Raw genomic sequence first — 16,379 nt, 5'->3', positions numbered from 1 at the left:
CACGGAGAGCATCATGGAAGAACAGCAAACGACCGTCACTACCTACGAAAAAATTGGCGGCGAACCGACCGTCGCCCGCCTATGCGACCGTTTTTATGAACGGATGGACGGCACGCCGCAGTTCAAGGAGCTGCGCGACATGCATCCGGCCGACCTCAAAGGGTCCCGCGACAAGCTCTACATGTTCCTGTCCGGCTGGTTCGGCGGCCCGGACCTTTTCGTCGAGCAATTCGGCCACCCACGCCTACGCGCCCGCCACATGCCCTTCGCCATCGGCGTCAAGGAGCGCGACCAGTGGGTCGCCTGCATGGTGCTGGCCATGGAAGATGTCGGCATCGAGGAAAACATCCGCAAGATACTGATCGGCAACTTTTTCAACACGGCCGATTTCATGCGCAACCGGGAAGGCTAGGCGCCGGCCCGGCTGGGCTGCTTACTGGGCCAGTTGCCAATGCGACCGGGCCACCGAGAGCAGGGCGACGACACTGGGGTCGTTCTCACGAGCCAGGCGGTAGGCAAGCGACAGCATGCAGTCGATACGTCCATGCGGCCAGAACGTGATCTCGCCGCGCTCGGCAGCTTCGAAGGCGAGGTCTTCACGGACCAGGCCCAGACCGAATCCGGAGCGTACCAAGTCGATGATTGAGGGGAGCTGATCGCAGTCCACTACCTCGTTGGGTGCGACGCCTTGCTGCGCGAACAGCTCCCGTAGCAGGCGTGCCACGTGGGAACGTCGTGGAGCCGCGATCCAGGGCAAGGCGGCGATTTCCTGCCAGCCTGCGCCGGCAACCTGGCCGGACAGCGAACGTGGAGCGACGATGCAGTAGGTGAGCGTGCGTAGCCGGAGCGAAGTCAGGTCCGGGTGTTCGATATTGCCGATGTAGAAACCGGCATCGAAACTGCCGTTTACGAGACCGTCGAGCACGTCGTCGGCGAGCATCAGCCGGGTTTTCAGCTGGATGAGCGGCAGCGTCGAGCGCAAGCTGCCGAGCAGGCCGTTCAGGCGCGTGAAATCGGTGTCGGCAATGCTCGCGATGGTCAGGTTTCCGGAAATTTCCCCCTTGATTTGACGCGCCTTGCTTGAAAAGCCTTCGAAGACGGTGAGAATGTGTTCAGCTTCGGTCAGCAGCAACTCGCCAGCCGGCGTCAGGGTGATCTTGCCCGGGGCGCGGTCGAACAGGGAAAGGCCGATTTCCTGTTCAATGGCCTTGATGTGCGCGGTTACCGCCGGCTGGGTGAGAAAAAGTTTTTCGGCCGCGCGCGTCAGGTGGCCGAGGCGGGCAACCATGACGAAGGAGCGCAGCTTGAGGATATCCATGGCGGTGCTCAGCCTATCGAGGATGCTGCAAAACCGATCGCCGGAAAGTCGCCGCCGGGATGGGGGTAGATGCGTGCCTGGCAGGGATCGAAGCCGGCCAGCACAGGCGTGCCGATGGGGATGGCCGGACAGCCGGTGAAGTGCGCCTGCTTGATGCAGAGAAGGATGCCGCCGACCTCGACGTGATAGCGAAGGCTTTCTCCCTGAAACTCGCTACTGTGGATATGGCCTTCGAGCCAGATATAACGGCCATCGCGAAAGCTGTCCACCGGTTGTATCTTGAGGGCGTGGGGCCGGATGCAGAGCAGGCTTTGCCCTTCTTCGCGGACAGGCCGGGCGCTTGTCCAGGCGTGGCTGCCGATGTGCGGCGAGTCGAAGCGCAGGCTGAACTCGTCCAGGCGCTGCAGGTGGCCGGGCAAGAAGTTGGTGACGCCGACAAAACGGGCCACGGCGACGGTGGCCGGAAAGTCATAGATGGCGGCCGGGGTGCCGACCTGTTGAATCAGGCCATCCGCCAGCATGGCCACACGGTCGGAAATGGATAGGGCGTCGTCCTGGTCATGCGTGACCAGTATGGTGGTAATCCCCAGCCGCCGTTGCAGGCGGCGCAAATCCTGCCGCATCTGCAAACGCAACTCCGGTTCAAGGTTTGAAAATGGGTCGTCGAGCAGCAGGACACTGGGCTCGATCACCAGGGCGCGGGCCAGCGCGACGCGCTGCTGCTGGCCGATCGAAAGCTGATCGGGGCGCGCATCGCGCTTGTGCTCGATTTCCAGTAGCTTGAGGATGGCTTCGACCCGCTGGCGTATCTCTGTCGCAGCCATGCGTGCCTCGTCCAGCGCGAAGGCTACGTTGGCGAAGACATCCATGTGTGGCCACAGCGCAAAATGCTGGAAAACCATGCCGACCGTTCGTATGGCAGGAAGGGTGTCTCCGATCGGGACGCCGTTGAGCAGCAGGCTGCCGGTCGAGGGACGATCGAGCCCGGCGAGCAGCCGGAGCAGGGTGCTCTTTCCCGATCCGGAGGGGCCCAGAATGGTAAAGAGTTCGCCGGCGGCAATGCTGAAATTGATATCGCGCAGGACCGGCTTGTCGTCATAGGCAAAAGCCAGTTGGCGCGCTTCAATGGTGACTGGATTCATGGGCAAAGCCGGTCGTTCGATGCGTTGGAAAAAGGGGAGGCGATAGCGTGCGATGCGATCCCTGGCGACGATGGAGGCGGTGAATAATGCCAAAGAGGATCAGGGCCAGCAGCGCGAACGAAATAATGGCCAGGGCCGAACCGACATTCATGCCGGAAGGAGATTGGATGTGGAGATAGATGCTGTAGGCCAGGGGAGCATTGTTTTCGTTTGGAACCAGCAATGCGGCCAGCGACAGATCCACCGCCGCCAGGCTGAAGCATAGGGTGAATGCGAGCAGAAGGCCGAAGCGCAACATGGGGAAAACAATGCGGCTGACGATCTTGGCTGGTGCGCAGCCTAGTGTGCGTGCGGCTTCGATGTAACTGGCGGGCACACTGTTCAACGCAAGGCTGCAAATATGCAGCGCGAAGGGGAGCCCGCGGATGGAAAAGGCCAACGTGAGCAGGAGACCCGTTGCATCCAGCGGAAGATTGCTCAGCGGCAACTGGATATCGCGGAACAAGGCCAGGTAGGCGATGCCCAGCGTCACGCCGGGAATGCAGAGCGTTCCGGCGACCAGCCAGCCGAGACGCTGTTTCCAGTGGGGCGGCGCCTTGGCAATGGCGTGAGCCAGCGGCAAGGCGACCAGGATATCAATGAGCGCGGCGAAGCCGCAGTAGATCAGCGTGTTGTACAGGCTGCTCATCTCGAAGCGGAATGCTTTCAGGTAATGGGTCAGCACGTAGGTTTCCGGCAGTGGGGTATGGCTCCAGACACCGGCCAGCGAGGACAGGATCAGCCCGGCATAGCAGCCGAGATAGACCACCCCCAGGAAAGTGATGAAGAATCGGCCGCGCATCGAGGCGCTTGTTGGCGGCGGCCTGTTGTCGTTGAAGGTGACAGGGAACAGGTTGACGTTCTGGCGAATGAAACCCAGCGAGGCAAACCAGGCCAGCCCGGAGGTGATGAAGAGGATCGCAGCAATGAGCGCCGCGAGCGGGTCCTGTGCGCCATAGACGGCAATGCGATGGTAGGCCTGCGGCGCCAGCATGTTGGTTATACCCAGTGCGAGCGGCGTGGCGAGGTCGTCGATCACCTTGAGAAAAGTCAGTGCCATCGCAAAGGCCAATCCGGGCAAGGCCAGCGGCACGAAAACTTGGCGGATCAATCTACGCCAGGACGTTCCCAGGCGCGCCATGGCATGAGCCTGGGGACTTGATGCGCGAGTGCTCAGGTGGAGCGCGATGAGAATGAACGGAAAATAGTGGAGTGCCTCGATCAGCGTCAGGCTGAGCAGACTGGCGTTCGCCCGAGAAATGCCGAGTAGGTTCTGCAGCATGGCTGGCAGGCCGCCATGGCCGCCGACGATGATATCTAGCGACGATGCCAGAACGAAGGCCGGCATGAACAATGGCAGGAAGCCGCACAATTCCATGAAGGGCGACGGGCGGATGTCGCTTTTCCAGAACAGGGCTGCGGCGGCGAGGGCGAGAGAACCGGCCAGACAGGCCGCTCCCGTTGCGACGATCAGGCTGTTTTGCAGGCTTTCCCAAGATACGGGATTGGCAAACAGTAGCGCGATGATGCCCCAGCCCATCGTGCCATCCGGGTTTTGTAGTGCTTTCAGGAACAGGAAACCGACAGGGAACAGGAAAAAAGCCAGCAGGTAGAGTGCAACGGCGAATTGCAGGCTGCGCAGCGCGTAGTGGCGCCAGTTTTGACGAGGGAAGAGCAGGGGATATCCGCAATTTGTCCGGTTCATGCGGCGACCTTGCTGTGCCCTGTCGATGTGTCGTCAATTTCCAATGCCGGGTACGGTTTTTTCCCCGCGACAGGGCCGGTAATGGCGCGATACGTGAAAGAACGGGTGCTCATGGTTTGATTGCAGGCTTTCACGGGCGAATGCGGCTCTGGGCCTGCTCGATCAAAAGGCGTGCTTCGGTGTAGCGAGTTTTTGCCAAGCGCCCCCATTCCGCTTCGTAGCTTGCCAGTCGCGCGATATCGACCGGCGTGTCGCTGATTTTTTGTAGCTCCGGAATGCGTTTTTCAGAAATCGGCGGGCTGAAAACCAGAGCCTGCGCTTTTTCGACAAGCGCTTCGGCGAGCGGATTGGGGTGCCGGGCCAGGGCTTGTTGCGTCTGCAGGAGGAGTCGGTTGAGGTCGACAAGTTCTTGGTGGCGGTAAGTGATCAATTGATCGAAGATCGCGCCAACAATCCGATAACGTGTTTCCGATACCTCCGGGTCATATTCGGCAATGGATTGGGCCAATACATCATCGATTTGCGAATAGGTTTCGGAGTCTTTCAAACTTGCATAGGAAGCGGGGCGTACCGGCAAGCGTCCGATTTCGGGGTGCAGGAGCAGGGCCTGGCCGGCAGCGGACAAGGTGAAGTCGATGAAGCGTTTGCCTCCCGATGGATTCCTGGCGCCCTTGATCAGGGCAATGTTGGCCACCGAAACGACCGTCGGCCTGGCGTAGGTGAATGCAACCGGATTGCCCGCATGGCGTGCGGACAGTCCCAGGAAGTCGACGACCAGGCCGGCACCGAATCGACCGTTGCTGACGGTACTCGGCACGCCGGCGCTGCGCTCGGAAATCAGGCCGCAATTGGCGGCAATGCGCAGGATCAGGGACCAGCCATCCTGCCAGCCTTTGTCCTGGAGAATGGCCTCGATCATCAAATGGGTGGTACTGGAACGCGATGGTGAAGACATGACCACATGCCCGAAATACGCTGCATGGGCGAGATCCTGCCAATTGCCTGGCGGTCGGATGCCGCGTGCTTTCAGGTAGCGCACATTCCACATCACGCCGTATCCGGACAAGGCTTGTCCTTTGAAGTAGCCGTTCTCGTCGTTGATGCGAAGATGCCCGATGTATTCGGGAATGCCGGGATCGTCGGCCTTGCCCAAGAACTCAAGCAAGTCGTGGCGGCGCAGCATCAGAAAAATGTCGGGCGCCGACCCCCAGAATACGTCCGGACGATTGCCCGGAGCGCGGTCGCGCAGAAACGAGGTGGTATGGGTTGCCGGAAAGTTGACGTACTGAATGCGCGTGCCGGGATATTGCGCCTCAATGGCACGTTTGTAGATCGCCAGAAAGTCCTTGGGTAGCGAGGAGGCGACCGTGATTACCTCGCCGTGGGCGCTGATTGCGCCCAATAGCGCGATGCCAAACGCCAGGCAGCGTAACAGGCGTCTGGTCATCGTGCTGTATGGACGGGTGATCCAGTGTGCTTGCATTATCCGGCCGGAGATTGACTGATTGCCCATTCTACCGGAGCACTCTGGCTTGCGAGCGGCTTATGCAGTTGCCAGGCCTGCCTGCATCTGCCCGACCCGCTTGATTTTCAGGAGGTTCGTTCCGCCGGCCGTATTGACCTGTTCGCCGCCGGTGAACACCACAATATCGTCTTTTTTCACGATGCCAGCGGCCAGGATGGCCTCTTCGCCAGCCTTGAGCAATTCATCGAGCGTACCCGGTGCCTGTGACATGAAAAGGGGGTGGACGCCACGGTACATGCACATCTTCGTGAGTACGCCGGATATGGCGGTGATGGCGTAGATCGGCATGCCGCAATTGAGGCGGCTCATCCACAGCGGTGTTGAGCCCGATTCGGTGAAGGCGGTAACGGCTTTCCCGTTCATATGGTGGGCGGTCCACACCGCTGCAATGGCGATGGATTCGTCGATCCGGGAAAACAGGCGGTTGAAGACATCGCGGTCCAGCGTTGCTTCGGCCGATTGCTCGGCAGCCAGACAAACGCGGGCCATCGTGGCGACCGTTTCCACCGGATAGCTGCCGGAGGCGGTTTCTGCCGAAAGCATGACCGCATCGGTACCATCAAGCACGGCATTGGCCACGTCGGAGACCTCGGCACGGGTCGGAACCGGCGCGTGGATCATCGATTCCATCATCTGTGTTGCGGTGATGACCAGCTTGTTTTTGGCCCGGGCGCTGGCAATCATGCGTTTTTGCAAGGCCGGTACCGCGGCATCGCCGACCTCAACCGCCAGGTCGCCCCGGGCCACCATCAGGCCATCGGATGCATCGATGATTTCCTCCAGCGCCGCGACGGCTTCGACGCGTTCGATCTTGGCGATGGTGAGCGCGTCTCCGCCTTGGGCCCGGATCAGCTGGCGGGCCATGTACATGTCCTCAGCCCCTCTGGGGAAGGAGACGGCAATATAGTCGACCTTCAGGGCGACTGCGGTACGAATGTCGGCGATGTCCTTGGCCGTGAGCGCCGGGGCGGAGAGCCCGCCACCTTGGCGGTTGATGCCTTTGTTGTTGGAAAGCACGCCGCCGTGCCGGACTACGGTGTGTATTTCGTTGCCCTGGATGAATTCGACATCCAGGATGATCCGCCCGTCGTCGAGCAGGAGAACCGCCCCCGCCTCGACATCGCCGGGCAGGTCCTTGTAGTCGAGTCCGACGCGGGTTTCGTCGCCCAGCACGCAATCGGCGTCGAGGATGAAACGGTCGCCCGGAGTCAGCTTGATGCTTCCCTGACTGAATTTTCCGATGCGAATCTTCGGTCCTTGCAGATCGGCAAGGATGGCGACCGGGCGTCCGAGTTTCGCCGTTGCCTGGCGCACGGTTTCGACGCGCTGTTGATGGTCTTCCGGCGTGCCGTGAGAAAAGTTGAGTCGAACGACATCAACGCCTGCTTGAATCATGCGCTCCAGCACTTCCGGCGTTGAGGAAGCAGGGCCGAGCGTGGCGACAATTTTGGTGTGACGAAGCATGGGGACCTCTAAAAAAACCCGGGCGTATCCAGGATGCGGATACGCCCGGGGCGTCGATAAATCAGGTACGGGCTTCTGCGGGAACGAGGGCGATGCCTTCCTCGTGTGCTTTGCCTGCTTTTTTCTTGGCTTCCAGTTCGAGCGAACCGAGGTGCGACAGGATGCCGAAGGTGATGGCGAGTACAGCACCGGTGAGCAGGGTATAGAAGCCTGCCGACCAGCCGTATAGGTTGACCAGCTTGCCGATCAGGGCGGTACCCATGGTCGTGCCGACGATGTAGCTCATGAAGCCGCGCATGCCGACCGCCGAGCCGACGGCAAAGGCGGGAACGACTTCCATGGTCACAACCGAGGCCAGGAATTGCGGCACGTAGATGAAGGCACCGATAGCACCGGCGGCGGCAGTAACCACGAGCAGGTCGTTGCTGCTCCAGTAGAAGAACAGGGCGCCGAGGATAATCGTCAGACAGCCGATGGCGACCGGCATGCGACGTCCCTTCAGGTACTTGTCCGTCAGGACGCCAGCCATCAACGTGGCCGGAATGGCGGCCCATTCGAAGATGGCGAAGGCCAGCCCCATTTGGCCCTTGGTAAAGCCCTTGACCTGAAGCAAGTAGATCGGTAGCCAGGTGATTACGCCGAAGCGGACGAGATAGACGAAGGCATCGAACATCGAGATGTACCACACGTGCTTGCTCTTCAGTGCGTACTGCACGAAGATTTGATACGGCGTCATGTTGTCCGGAGCATGGTTGGCCTTGGTCGACACCAGGGTGTCCTTCTGCTCATCCTTGAGAATTTTTTCCAGCGGCGGCATGCCTTCGTTGTATGGGGTACCCAGCCCGAATTTGAGCACGATGCACACAACCAACAGCGCCAGCACGGCAGGAACCACGTAGCTGGCAATTTGCCAGTGTTCAGAGCCAAATACGGCAAAGGCGCCTGCGGCAATCGGTGCGACCAGACCGCCGCCCAGATTGTGGGAAATGTTCCATACGGCGCCGGTGCGGCCACGTTGCATGCGCGGAAACCAATTCGCGATGGTAATGAAGGAGGGGCCGACACCCATGCCTTGGAACAGGCCATTGGCGATGATCAGGGCAACGAACATCCAGTAGGCCGTGCTGAAGCCCATCATGATGTTGACGATGCACGACAGGAAGAGGCCGAAGGCCATGTAGTACTTTGGATTGCATTTGTCGGCCAGGCTGCTCATCAGGCCCTTGCTGATACCGTAGGTGATGAGCATCGCGCTGGAAAGCAGGCCGATGTCGGTCTTGGTCAGTTCAAGCGCCTTCATCAGGTACGGCGTGGACAGCGTGAAATTGGATCGAACCAGGTAGTAGGCGACATACCCGATGAAAACGCCGAATAGTGCGCGCATGCGCATGGCGTAGTAGCGTGCTTCGACGTCATCCGGGGCTACTGTTGTGGTCCCGGGTTTTGATAGCAGGAAATTAAGCATGAAACGCTCCTCACATAGTGTCAAAAAGGTACCGCGGCAGTTTTTTGGACACTTATTAGCCTGTCGCGGAGTTCCGGTTGTGACTCTAGGCAGGGGCGTGGAGGTGGGCAAATCATGATTTATGATGTCCCCGATAACGCAATCTTGCGAGGAGCCGAGGCTCTCCGCCGGGGCGCTTTACGGCCTCCGCTGTTCGGCAAGGGGACAGCCCTTTTCAGGCGGAAGGCAGCTGTTTTTTCCTGGCATTTTTCCGTTGGCACGTTTGTGCGGCCCGGTGTTTTTTTTCGTAGCGGATGCTGCGCCGCAGCACCGGGTGGTAGAATCACGCCTTTGATTTTTTTGGCCAATTACTAAACCCATGTCCGTTCGCCCCATCCGCAACATCGCCATCATCGCCCACGTTGACCATGGCAAGACCACGCTGGTCGACCAGCTTCTCCGCCAGTCCGGTACTTTTGCCGCCCACCAGCAATTGGTCGAGTGCGTCATGGATTCCAACGATCTGGAAAAGGAACGTGGCATCACGATTCTGTCGAAAAACACGGCAGTCGAGTACGAAGGCATTCACATCAACATCGTCGACACCCCGGGCCACGCGGACTTCGGCGGTGAAGTCGAACGCGTGCTGGGCATGGTCGATGGCGTGGTACTGCTGGTCGACGCTGCCGAAGGCCCGATGCCGCAAACCCGCTTCGTGACCAAGAAGGCGCTGGCTCAAGGCCTGCGTCCGATCGTGCTGGTTAACAAGGTCGATCGCGATGGTGCTGATCCGGACAATGCCGTCAACCTGACCTTCGACCTGTTCGACAAGCTGGGTGCGACCGACGAGCAGCTCGATTTCCCCATCGTTTACGCATCCGGCCTGAACGGCTGGTCGGCCATGGAGCTCGATCATCCGCGCGAGAACATGAAGCCGCTGTTCGATACCATCCTGCGTCATGTTCCGGCGCCGGATGCCGATGTCGATGCCCCGCTGCAGCTGCAGATTTCTGCGCTCGATTACTCTTCCTACGTCGGCCGCATCGGCGTCGGCAAGATCATCCGCGGCCGCGTCAAGACCGGCCAGAACGTCATGGTCATGTTCGGCACCGACGAAGAGGCCGCCGAACATGATCGTTCCCCGATCAAGGCCAAAATCGGCCAGGTGTTCGGCTACAAGGGCCTGAACAAGGTTGAGATGGAAGAAGGCCAAGCAGGCGACATCGTCCAGATCACCGGCATCGAAGATCTCGTGCTCGGTTGCACGGTGACCGATCCCGATCAGCCGGAAGCCTTGCCGTTGCTGAAGATCGATGAGCCGACCCTGTCCATGCAGTTCATGGTCAACACCAGCCCGTTGGCCGGTACCGAAGGCAAGTTCGTCACCAGCCGTCAGATCCGCGACCGCCTGCACAAGGAATTGCTGACCAATATGGCGCTACGCGTACATGACACCCCGAATGGCGATGTGTTCGACGTGGCTGGCCGTGGTGAACTGCACCTCGGCATCCTGCTCGAGAACATGCGCCGCGAAGGCTACGAACTGGCCGTGGGTCGTCCGCGCGTCGTCAAGAAGATCATCGATGGCGTCGAGTGCGAACCGTACGAGCAGCTGACGGTCGACGTCGAAGAGGACACGCAGGGCGGCGTCATGGAAAGCCTCGGCATGCGCAAGGGCGAAATGATCGACATGGTGCCGGACGGCCGTGGTCGTGTCCGTATTGAATACCGCATCCCGGCACGTGGCCTGATCGGTTTCCAGGGCGAATTCATGAACCTGACCCGCGGTAATGGCCTGATGAGCCACGTTTTCGACGACTACGCCCCGGTCAAGGAAGGCGCTGTCGCCGAGCGCCGCAACGGCGTGCTGATTTCCCAGGACAACGGCGAAGCCGTTGCCTACGCCTTGTGGAAGCTGCAGGATCGCGGCCGCATGTTCGTCAGCCCGGGTGAGAAGCTGTACGAAGGCATGATCATCGGCATCCACAGTCGCGAGAATGACCTGGTCGTGAACCCGATCAAGGGCAAGCAACTGACCAACGTGCGCGCTTCCGGCACCGACGAAGCCGTCCGTCTGGTGCCGCCGGTTCAGCTCAGCCTGGAGTCGGCTGTCGAATTCATCGACGAAGACGAACTGGTCGAGCTGACGCCGAAGTCCATTCGCCTGCGCAAGCGTTTCCTGACGGAAATCGAACGTAAGCGAGCCCAGCGCGGCCTGTAATTGCCATAAGTCGAATCACGGCACAGGCAAAAGGCGACCCAATGGGTCGCCTTTTTTATGGTCTGTCGCCGTATCCTGCGATTGGAGGGGGGGCGCCGGATTTTGTTGCTCGTCGCGACTCCGAAGAGCTTGTCTGGGGTTCTGCAGGAGATTGTGTGCGGGGGCTAGGTCGACTAATGTGGTGGTCCCACCTAGGGGGGCGAGTCTCTGTACGTCGAACCAACTAACCGCCTGTCATCGACATGAAGCGAACGACATGAGGGGCATCCATCTGTTGTGTGAAGTCGTGGCCAAAAGGCTTGATGCCCATGCTATCGATGATCATCTGGCGTACTGCGTCATCATTGCCGGCACGCAGTACAGGGAGAAGATTGCTGGCATCGTTCTGTCCAAGGCATGGGTAGAGTTCCCCCTTGGCGGTGATCCGTACCCGATTGCAGGTATCGCAGAAATTGTGGCTATGCGGCGAAATGAAACCAATGCGGGATTCACTGCCGGGGATGCGCCAGTAGCGCGCCGGCCCGCCAGAGCTTTCGGTCGAGGGAATCAGTTCAAAGTGTTCGCTCAGTTGGGCGCGTGTTTCCTCGGAGGTAATGAAGGTGTTGTTTCGTCCGTTGATGGCCCCAAGCGGCATTTCTTCGATGAAGGACAGGTCCAGTTGATTGGCGACGGCAAAACGGACAAGGTCGACAAACTCGTCATCGTTCACGCCGCGCATCATCACGGTGTTGAGCTTTGTGCGTGTGAAGCCGGCCTGGCGCGCCGCCTCGATTCCGCTCAGTACCTTTCCCAGGTCGCCAATGCGGGTGATTTTTTTGAAGCGGTCTGGACGCAGGGTGTCCAGGCTGATATTGATGCGTTTCACCTTTGCAGCGCGCAGAGGGGCTGCAAAGCGGTCGAGTTGCGATCCGTTCGTCGTCAGAACTAGGTTGTCCAGCCCCGGGAGTGCTCCCAGGCGCTCAATCAGCCACATGATGTCCTTGCGAACCAAAGGCTCGCCACCGGTTATGCGCAGTTTATTGACGCCAAGACCGACAAAAACCGAGGCGACACGCAAACACTCTTCAAGGCTCATCACCTCGTCGCGAGGAAGAAAGGTCATCTCCTCGGCCATGCAGTAGGTACAGCGGAAATCGCAACGGTCCGTGATCGACAAGCGTACGTAGGTAATACGCCGGCCGTATTTGTCAAGGAGCGTACCTTCATTGTGTGTCGCAGGCGCTGCAATGACCGGCGAGAAATCTGCCAATCCGGCTGGGGTGCTTTCTGGTCTGAGTGTTTCGTTGTGCATGGCGAACGTTGGCTTGGCTTGGTGGCCCTCGCTCAGCGGGGGAGGGGTCTGGACGCCGATTATCGGTGCGAGACATCCACTAAACAAGTAGAGAGATCAAAATCCGAAAAGTTCGGATGGCTGCTTGCTATCTGGTATGGATCGCCGTTGGTAGCGGGGTTTGGCTACTAAGAAGCGCTAACAAAATGATCCCGGCGTTGTTGTGCTTCCTTGCTGTACGCGTTGTACTGTCTGCGTCGGCACGCTTGGCCAGGAACGCTGCGCTTCATTTTGTTACCGCTTCTTAGCCAGACACTTTTTGCAGCAAAGCACTCAGTTGGGGGTAGTAAATGAGCCGGCTGACTTCCAGGCGACGGGATATCTTGATTGAGTCGTAGATGTCGCGTGCAGCTAAAGACTGCTCGATCAGGGTCGGAAAGGTATCCTTGCCGTCGAGCATCGAAAAAATATGAAAAAGCAGCATTCCGCAGTTCTTGTAGTGAGCAGGGTCCAGGCGGGTATGCAGTGCGCCGGCATCGCAGGCATCCAGATATCCGGCAGCGGTGCTGGCTGTTTTGGCTAGTGCGGACAGGGCTGATTGGTCAAATGTGTAAGTCATTTCGCACTCCCGGAGTGCATGCCTATGAACGACTCACAAGCTACAACCCTGAAGGCAGGTTGTCAGCGAATTATTTCACGCCTTGTGTGACCGATATTCGTTTTGAGCGACTCGGAAGGTGAAGATCGCGTGAGCCTAGAAATGAAAAAAGCCATCCAAACGGATGGCTTTTTTCATTTTTCTTTTGGCTCGCCGACTCGGACAGTTCTAAGAACTGGAAACTTGAGTTCGTCATCCGGTAGTGCACACCCGAGATGATGAAAGTGGGCAATGGGAAATAATTTCAATACTCTGGCCAGCAATTAGCTAGCAACTTCAATGGCCTATGCCGGATTCTCTACCGCAGCATCAACTGAAAGCGCATTCAGTGCGTCAGTTCGCTGCAATCCAATACCTAGAACAGGAACAATCGCGGCCGGATTGAGATCGGAACCGCCAGGTGTCTGGCTTATGTTTGTGGCGGCCATTCCAAAACTAACTGAGAGCATCCAGATACCTTCGTGAATTCCCTGAGCTTTCAGAAGTGCTGTAGCAACTTCCTTGTGGGAAAAAGCGAGTTGCGTTGTTTCAGCCATGCGCTACCTCCGTAAATTTTTTGGGCAATCCAAGCCCAAGAACTTGTGCAGCAGTTGTTGCTTTTTCAAGCAGAGGCGTATCAATCACTTTTCGCCCTGCAAATGCAGTTGATTCCGTTACAAACTGGACATTCAGCTGCCTAAAATCGACCTTGGCAAAGGTTGCCGAATGGAGCAATTGCTCTAATTTCGATGACAACTGTTTTCCACCAACGTAATGCGCAAGTGCCGTAACAATAAATTGATTTAAGCTACACCCTTCCAATTCAGCAAGTGCTGCTGCCTGTTTATGTAATGTCCGCGGCATACGCAAAGCCAGTTTGCCACTGCATCCATCAAAATCAATAGGCTCTCTAATGTGTTGCCCATTGGCTACAGCAACTTCAATCCAAGATTGAGCGGCACGCTCAAGATTGCCAAGCGCTTCGTCTGCCGAATCTCCTTCAGCGACACAACCTGGAAACTCCATAATTGAGGCCACGTAACCTCCAGCTTCATCAGGAGCAAGCTGACGAACGTAGCCCTTGTGAAGAATTTCCAAAGCTGATTTATTCGTCGTGGTCATTTTCATCGTCCATCTCCAAAAAATGAACCTCCCAGTTAGAAACATCGTCTAGAAGCATGTCAATGATATTTTTTGCAGTCCCGGTTTTCATATCTTTAGCGCCGTGGGAAGGAATGGATAACGGCGGGCTCAATTGAGGATCGTGTTCACGAATGTATGTTGGCTCTTTTCCACGAGTATCTCGAACACGGCCCAATTTAAGAGCAATCGCAACGAGATCGTCCGACTTCCGTCCTTGCGGGGACCGGCGCATTTGGATCAGTTCCGCCTTTAACTTTGCTAAAGATTTAGGAGTCACAGTATCACATATAGTATCAATTGGTCGCAACTACAAGTCCCCGTCCAAGTAACACGGGGGGCTATAGATACATGGAAAAGAAAGCAGTCTATCCCGTCATGGCTGCAGGGGCAATTCGAACAGCATAGAGATGGGGCGTGCGCGCCGTGCGTGGCACGGACGCGACGCCGCGCCCCGCGCGGCGCGCACGTCCCATACGATTTGTTTGACATGCTCACCTGAAGCGATGTAAATTGAACGAATGTTAATCGACATTCGTTCAACACATGAAGACTTCACACCTCCATGATCTCTGGGCTGGCCCTGACAACACACGGCTGACCAAGCAACAGTTTTCGTTCCGCCTGCCGGTTCATGTCGCAGCCAAATTAGCGGCCCTCTGTGATTTGTATCCCACAAAGAACCGCACCCAGATCGTTGCCGACCTGCTTACCGCAGCTATCGATGATCTTGAGCAGCATTTACCGCAAGGTGCCGGAGAGGCTATCGACAAGGCAGACACATGGTTTGCCGAACAGATTGGCTGTAGCGTTGGGGAAACCATTTACAAACTGGGCGGACCTCGCGGACAGTTCCGTGATGCGGCAAACGCCTACTATCGAGACATGGAGGTAGAGCTTGGCAACGAAAACCCAGAGCCGCTCTACACGACCTCGTGCATTACCGAGTCTGACCTGAAGAAGAAATAAGCAACAATGGGCTTCGCATCCATTCTCTCCGGCCACGACACCATCGAATGCGCGTATTACCTCGCGCCGCTTCCTGAGTGTTCGCTCAACTATGAGCAACTGGCCGTCGAAAAAGAAAACCTCCGCCAAGCCAAAGTCCGCCGCCCCTTGGCGATCAAGCTCGGCAACGAGGAATTTCTGCTGGCAGCAAACGGCACCAAAAGTGGCTATCCCTTCCTGATCGAGAACGACTGTTTCAGCATCCAGTTCGGCGAGTTCAACAAACCCAATTTCTTCGTCACTTTCCGCAGCTTCGCCTTGTGGCAATTCGGGGCGCTCGCCTTGCATCGGCGTTTCCTCGCTTGGGCGGCCTCGGTGGGATTCTCGACCTTTCAACCCGAACGCCTGTCGCGGGTCGATTTCACCTTCGATTACCAGATCGACGCGATTGATTTCGATGAGGACAGCTTTGTTACCTCATCCACCAAAGACAAGCAGTTCCGCAAGAACCGGAAAGTGCAGACCTTCGGTTTCGGTGAAGGCGATGTCGTGCTGCGGCTCTATAACAAGGTCGATGAGATCACCGAGAAAAGCACCAAAACGTGGTTCTTCGATCTGTGGGGCTGTGCCGAGAATGTTTGGCGCATCGAGTGGCAGATTCGTAAAACATGGCTGCGCACCTTCGGCATTCAAACCTTTGCCAATCTGACCGAACGCCAGGGCGATCTGCTGCGCGTGCTGGTCAATAACCACACCTCGTTACGCATCCCGACCGACGACAGCAACCGCTCCCGCTGGCCGATTCATCCGCTATGGGCTGACCTACAAAGCCGGGTCGCCGAGATGGACGGTTTGGGCATCGTCAAGGAACTCGATCCGCTGGCCTTGCTGGAAGAACGTGAAACCCGCATGGCGATCAGCATCTACGGCTATCTCAAGCGACTCGGCGCGATTCAGGGCATCAAGCGCAAAACCGCCGAAATCGGCTTCGAGGAAAGCCTCGCCTTTCTGCAGAAGAAGCTCACACGGACTCACGATGAATTCGTGTGGGACAACGATGTGCGCCGCCGTTACGACGAAATGAGGCTCGGGCAATGGTAGCGCCGCTTACCGAAGCCATCATGAAGCTGGTCATGTCCCGCATCGGGCGCATTCTCGATGCCGCTGCCGTGGGAATGCCGACACCGAACCAGCATCAGGCGTATCGAAAGATCGTTCTCAATGAATTTGGAAACCAAGGCTTCCTACCGGAATTGGATGCCTTGTTGCAGCACTATGGGCAGGACAGGAACGGGCAGGCCAAGACCGCAGGAAAGGAGGTGCAACGATGAGTGCGCGAACAATCCACGATCTACCGGGTTCGGTCCGACGACTTCGTACCCCCTAAACCGTCACAAGAGGAAATCGCTTTGATTGCTTCGGTATTCGATGAACTGCTGCTGTTGGTGCAGCGGTTGGACGATAGCGAGGACGATTGAGCAACCAGAGAGCCGCATTCGGCATGCAGACCAAAAAAAGCGGGCGGG

General features: G+C 57.9%; 17 protein-coding genes. 6 read left to right on the top strand and 11 right to left on the bottom strand.

All coding sequences use genetic code 11. From position 1 onward, the window contains the following. Positions 1-13 precede the first annotated feature (13 nt). Complete coding sequence (locus AB6Q56_RS07065) at positions 14-412, top strand: group II truncated hemoglobin (protein ID WP_434516369.1); 399 nt, start codon at positions 14-16, stop codon at positions 410-412. Positions 413-433: 21 nt separating this feature from the next. Here AB6Q56_RS07065 and AB6Q56_RS07060 read toward each other — a convergent pair whose 3' ends face one another. The 6 genes from AB6Q56_RS07060 to AB6Q56_RS07035 form a co-directional block, all read right to left on the bottom strand. Continuing rightward, positions 434-1,318, bottom strand: a complete 885-nt coding sequence (locus AB6Q56_RS07060; protein WP_434516368.1) for a LysR family transcriptional regulator — start codon at positions 1,316-1,318, stop codon at positions 434-436. Positions 1,319-1,326: 8 nt separating this feature from the next. Continuing rightward, positions 1,327-2,460, bottom strand: coding sequence for an ABC transporter ATP-binding protein (locus AB6Q56_RS07055; RefSeq protein WP_434516367.1), 1,134 nt, complete (start codon positions 2,458-2,460; stop codon positions 1,327-1,329). Further along, positions 2,441-4,204, bottom strand: coding sequence for an ABC transporter permease (locus AB6Q56_RS07050; protein WP_434516366.1), 1,764 nt, complete (start codon positions 4,202-4,204; stop codon positions 2,441-2,443). The genes AB6Q56_RS07055 and AB6Q56_RS07050 overlap by 20 nt, the downstream gene beginning before the upstream one ends. 130 nt (positions 4,205-4,334) lie before the next feature. Next, positions 4,335-5,651, bottom strand: coding sequence for an ABC transporter substrate-binding protein (locus tag AB6Q56_RS07045; RefSeq protein ID WP_434516365.1), 1,317 nt, complete (start codon positions 5,649-5,651; stop codon positions 4,335-4,337). Between the two features lie 96 nt (positions 5,652-5,747). After that, complete coding sequence (pyk, locus tag AB6Q56_RS07040; protein WP_434516364.1) at positions 5,748-7,193, bottom strand: pyruvate kinase; 1,446 nt, start codon at positions 7,191-7,193, stop codon at positions 5,748-5,750. Between the two features lie 61 nt (positions 7,194-7,254). Continuing rightward, positions 7,255-8,658 (bottom strand): MFS transporter, encoded by a 1,404-nt coding sequence (locus tag AB6Q56_RS07035; protein WP_434516363.1) that lies wholly within the window; start codon positions 8,656-8,658, stop codon positions 7,255-7,257. 358 nt (positions 8,659-9,016) lie between these two features. Here AB6Q56_RS07035 and typA point away from each other — a divergent pair, with 358 nt between their 5' ends. After that, complete coding sequence (typA, locus tag AB6Q56_RS07030; RefSeq protein WP_434516362.1) at positions 9,017-10,858, top strand: translational GTPase TypA; 1,842 nt, start codon at positions 9,017-9,019, stop codon at positions 10,856-10,858. Positions 10,859-11,081: 223 nt separating this feature from the next. Here the strand turns inward: typA and moaA are convergent, their stop codons facing one another. The 5 genes from moaA to AB6Q56_RS07005 form a co-directional block, all read right to left on the bottom strand. Then, positions 11,082-12,149, bottom strand: a complete 1,068-nt coding sequence (moaA, locus tag AB6Q56_RS07025; protein WP_434516361.1) for a GTP 3',8-cyclase MoaA — start codon at positions 12,147-12,149, stop codon at positions 11,082-11,084. A 283-nt stretch (positions 12,150-12,432) separates the two neighbouring features. Then, entirely contained in the window at positions 12,433-12,747 is a 315-nt protein-coding gene (locus AB6Q56_RS07020) for a hypothetical protein (RefSeq protein WP_434516360.1), read from the bottom strand. 323 nt (positions 12,748-13,070) lie between these two features. Next, positions 13,071-13,322 (bottom strand): hypothetical protein, encoded by a 252-nt coding sequence (locus tag AB6Q56_RS07015; RefSeq protein WP_434516359.1) that lies wholly within the window; start codon positions 13,320-13,322, stop codon positions 13,071-13,073. After that, complete coding sequence (locus AB6Q56_RS07010; RefSeq protein ID WP_434516358.1) at positions 13,315-13,893, bottom strand: toxin-antitoxin system HicB family antitoxin; 579 nt, start codon at positions 13,891-13,893, stop codon at positions 13,315-13,317. Before AB6Q56_RS07010 ends, AB6Q56_RS07015 begins: the two co-directional genes overlap by 8 nt. Beyond that, positions 13,871-14,140: a type II toxin-antitoxin system HicA family toxin gene (locus AB6Q56_RS07005; RefSeq protein ID WP_434516357.1), complete on the bottom strand. Its 270-nt coding sequence runs from the start codon at positions 14,138-14,140 to the stop codon at positions 13,871-13,873. Before AB6Q56_RS07005 ends, AB6Q56_RS07010 begins: the two co-directional genes overlap by 23 nt. 311 nt (positions 14,141-14,451) lie before the next feature. Between AB6Q56_RS07005 and AB6Q56_RS07000 the strand changes: the two genes are divergently transcribed. From AB6Q56_RS07000 to AB6Q56_RS06985, 4 genes are read left to right on the top strand one after another with little or no spacing between them, the layout of a single operon-like run. After that, on the top strand, positions 14,452-14,874 hold the full coding sequence (locus AB6Q56_RS07000; RefSeq protein ID WP_434516356.1) for a hypothetical protein: 423 nt from the start codon (positions 14,452-14,454) through the stop codon (positions 14,872-14,874). A 6-nt stretch (positions 14,875-14,880) separates the two neighbouring features. Next, positions 14,881-15,954, top strand: a complete 1,074-nt coding sequence (locus AB6Q56_RS06995; RefSeq protein WP_434516355.1) for a hypothetical protein — start codon at positions 14,881-14,883, stop codon at positions 15,952-15,954. A 20-nt stretch (positions 15,955-15,974) separates the two neighbouring features. Then, the gene (locus AB6Q56_RS06990) at positions 15,975-16,184 is read left to right on the top strand and encodes a hypothetical protein (RefSeq protein ID WP_434516354.1); all 210 of its coding nucleotides are present in this window, start codon (positions 15,975-15,977) and stop codon (positions 16,182-16,184) included. Then, positions 16,185-16,331 (top strand): hypothetical protein, encoded by a 147-nt coding sequence (locus tag AB6Q56_RS06985; protein ID WP_434516353.1) that lies wholly within the window; start codon positions 16,185-16,187, stop codon positions 16,329-16,331. Positions 16,332-16,379: the final 48 nt, after the last annotated feature.

It is taken from the genome of Dechloromonas sp. ARDL1 (assembly GCF_051122455.1).
In the GTDB taxonomy this organism is placed as follows: domain Bacteria; phylum Pseudomonadota; class Gammaproteobacteria; order Burkholderiales; family Rhodocyclaceae; genus Azonexus.
Note: the sequence above shows the minus strand (reverse complement) of the source record. Positions and strands in the feature narration are given on the sequence as shown.

Bases quoted from the DNA above. Each gene is read 5' to 3' on its own strand.
- AB6Q56_RS07065 (WP_434516369.1), top strand. From the start codon at position 14: ATGGAAGAACAGCAAACGACCGTCACTACCTACGAAAAAATTGGCGGC.
- AB6Q56_RS07060 (WP_434516368.1), bottom strand. From the start codon at position 1,318: ATGGATATCCTCAAGCTGCGCTCCTTCGTCATGGTTGCCCGCCTCGGC.
- AB6Q56_RS07055 (WP_434516367.1), bottom strand. From the start codon at position 2,460: ATGAATCCAGTCACCATTGAAGCGCGCCAACTGGCTTTTGCCTATGAC.
- AB6Q56_RS07050 (WP_434516366.1), bottom strand. From the start codon at position 4,204: ATGAACCGGACAAATTGCGGATATCCCCTGCTCTTCCCTCGTCAAAAC.
- AB6Q56_RS07045 (WP_434516365.1), bottom strand. From the start codon at position 5,651: ATGACCAGACGCCTGTTACGCTGCCTGGCGTTTGGCATCGCGCTATTG.
- pyk (WP_434516364.1), bottom strand. From the start codon at position 7,193: ATGCTTCGTCACACCAAAATTGTCGCCACGCTCGGCCCTGCTTCCTCA.
- AB6Q56_RS07035 (WP_434516363.1), bottom strand. From the start codon at position 8,658: ATGCTTAATTTCCTGCTATCAAAACCCGGGACCACAACAGTAGCCCCG.
- typA (WP_434516362.1), top strand. From the start codon at position 9,017: ATGTCCGTTCGCCCCATCCGCAACATCGCCATCATCGCCCACGTTGAC.
- moaA (WP_434516361.1), bottom strand. From the start codon at position 12,149: ATGCACAACGAAACACTCAGACCAGAAAGCACCCCAGCCGGATTGGCA.
- AB6Q56_RS07020 (WP_434516360.1), bottom strand. From the start codon at position 12,747: ATGACTTACACATTTGACCAATCAGCCCTGTCCGCACTAGCCAAAACA.
- AB6Q56_RS07015 (WP_434516359.1), bottom strand. From the start codon at position 13,322: ATGGCTGAAACAACGCAACTCGCTTTTTCCCACAAGGAAGTTGCTACA.
- AB6Q56_RS07010 (WP_434516358.1), bottom strand. From the start codon at position 13,893: ATGAAAATGACCACGACGAATAAATCAGCTTTGGAAATTCTTCACAAG.
- AB6Q56_RS07005 (WP_434516357.1), bottom strand. From the start codon at position 14,140: ATGCGCCGGTCCCCGCAAGGACGGAAGTCGGACGATCTCGTTGCGATT.
- AB6Q56_RS07000 (WP_434516356.1), top strand. From the start codon at position 14,452: ATGAAGACTTCACACCTCCATGATCTCTGGGCTGGCCCTGACAACACA.
- AB6Q56_RS06995 (WP_434516355.1), top strand. From the start codon at position 14,881: ATGGGCTTCGCATCCATTCTCTCCGGCCACGACACCATCGAATGCGCG.
- AB6Q56_RS06990 (WP_434516354.1), top strand. From the start codon at position 15,975: ATGAAGCTGGTCATGTCCCGCATCGGGCGCATTCTCGATGCCGCTGCC.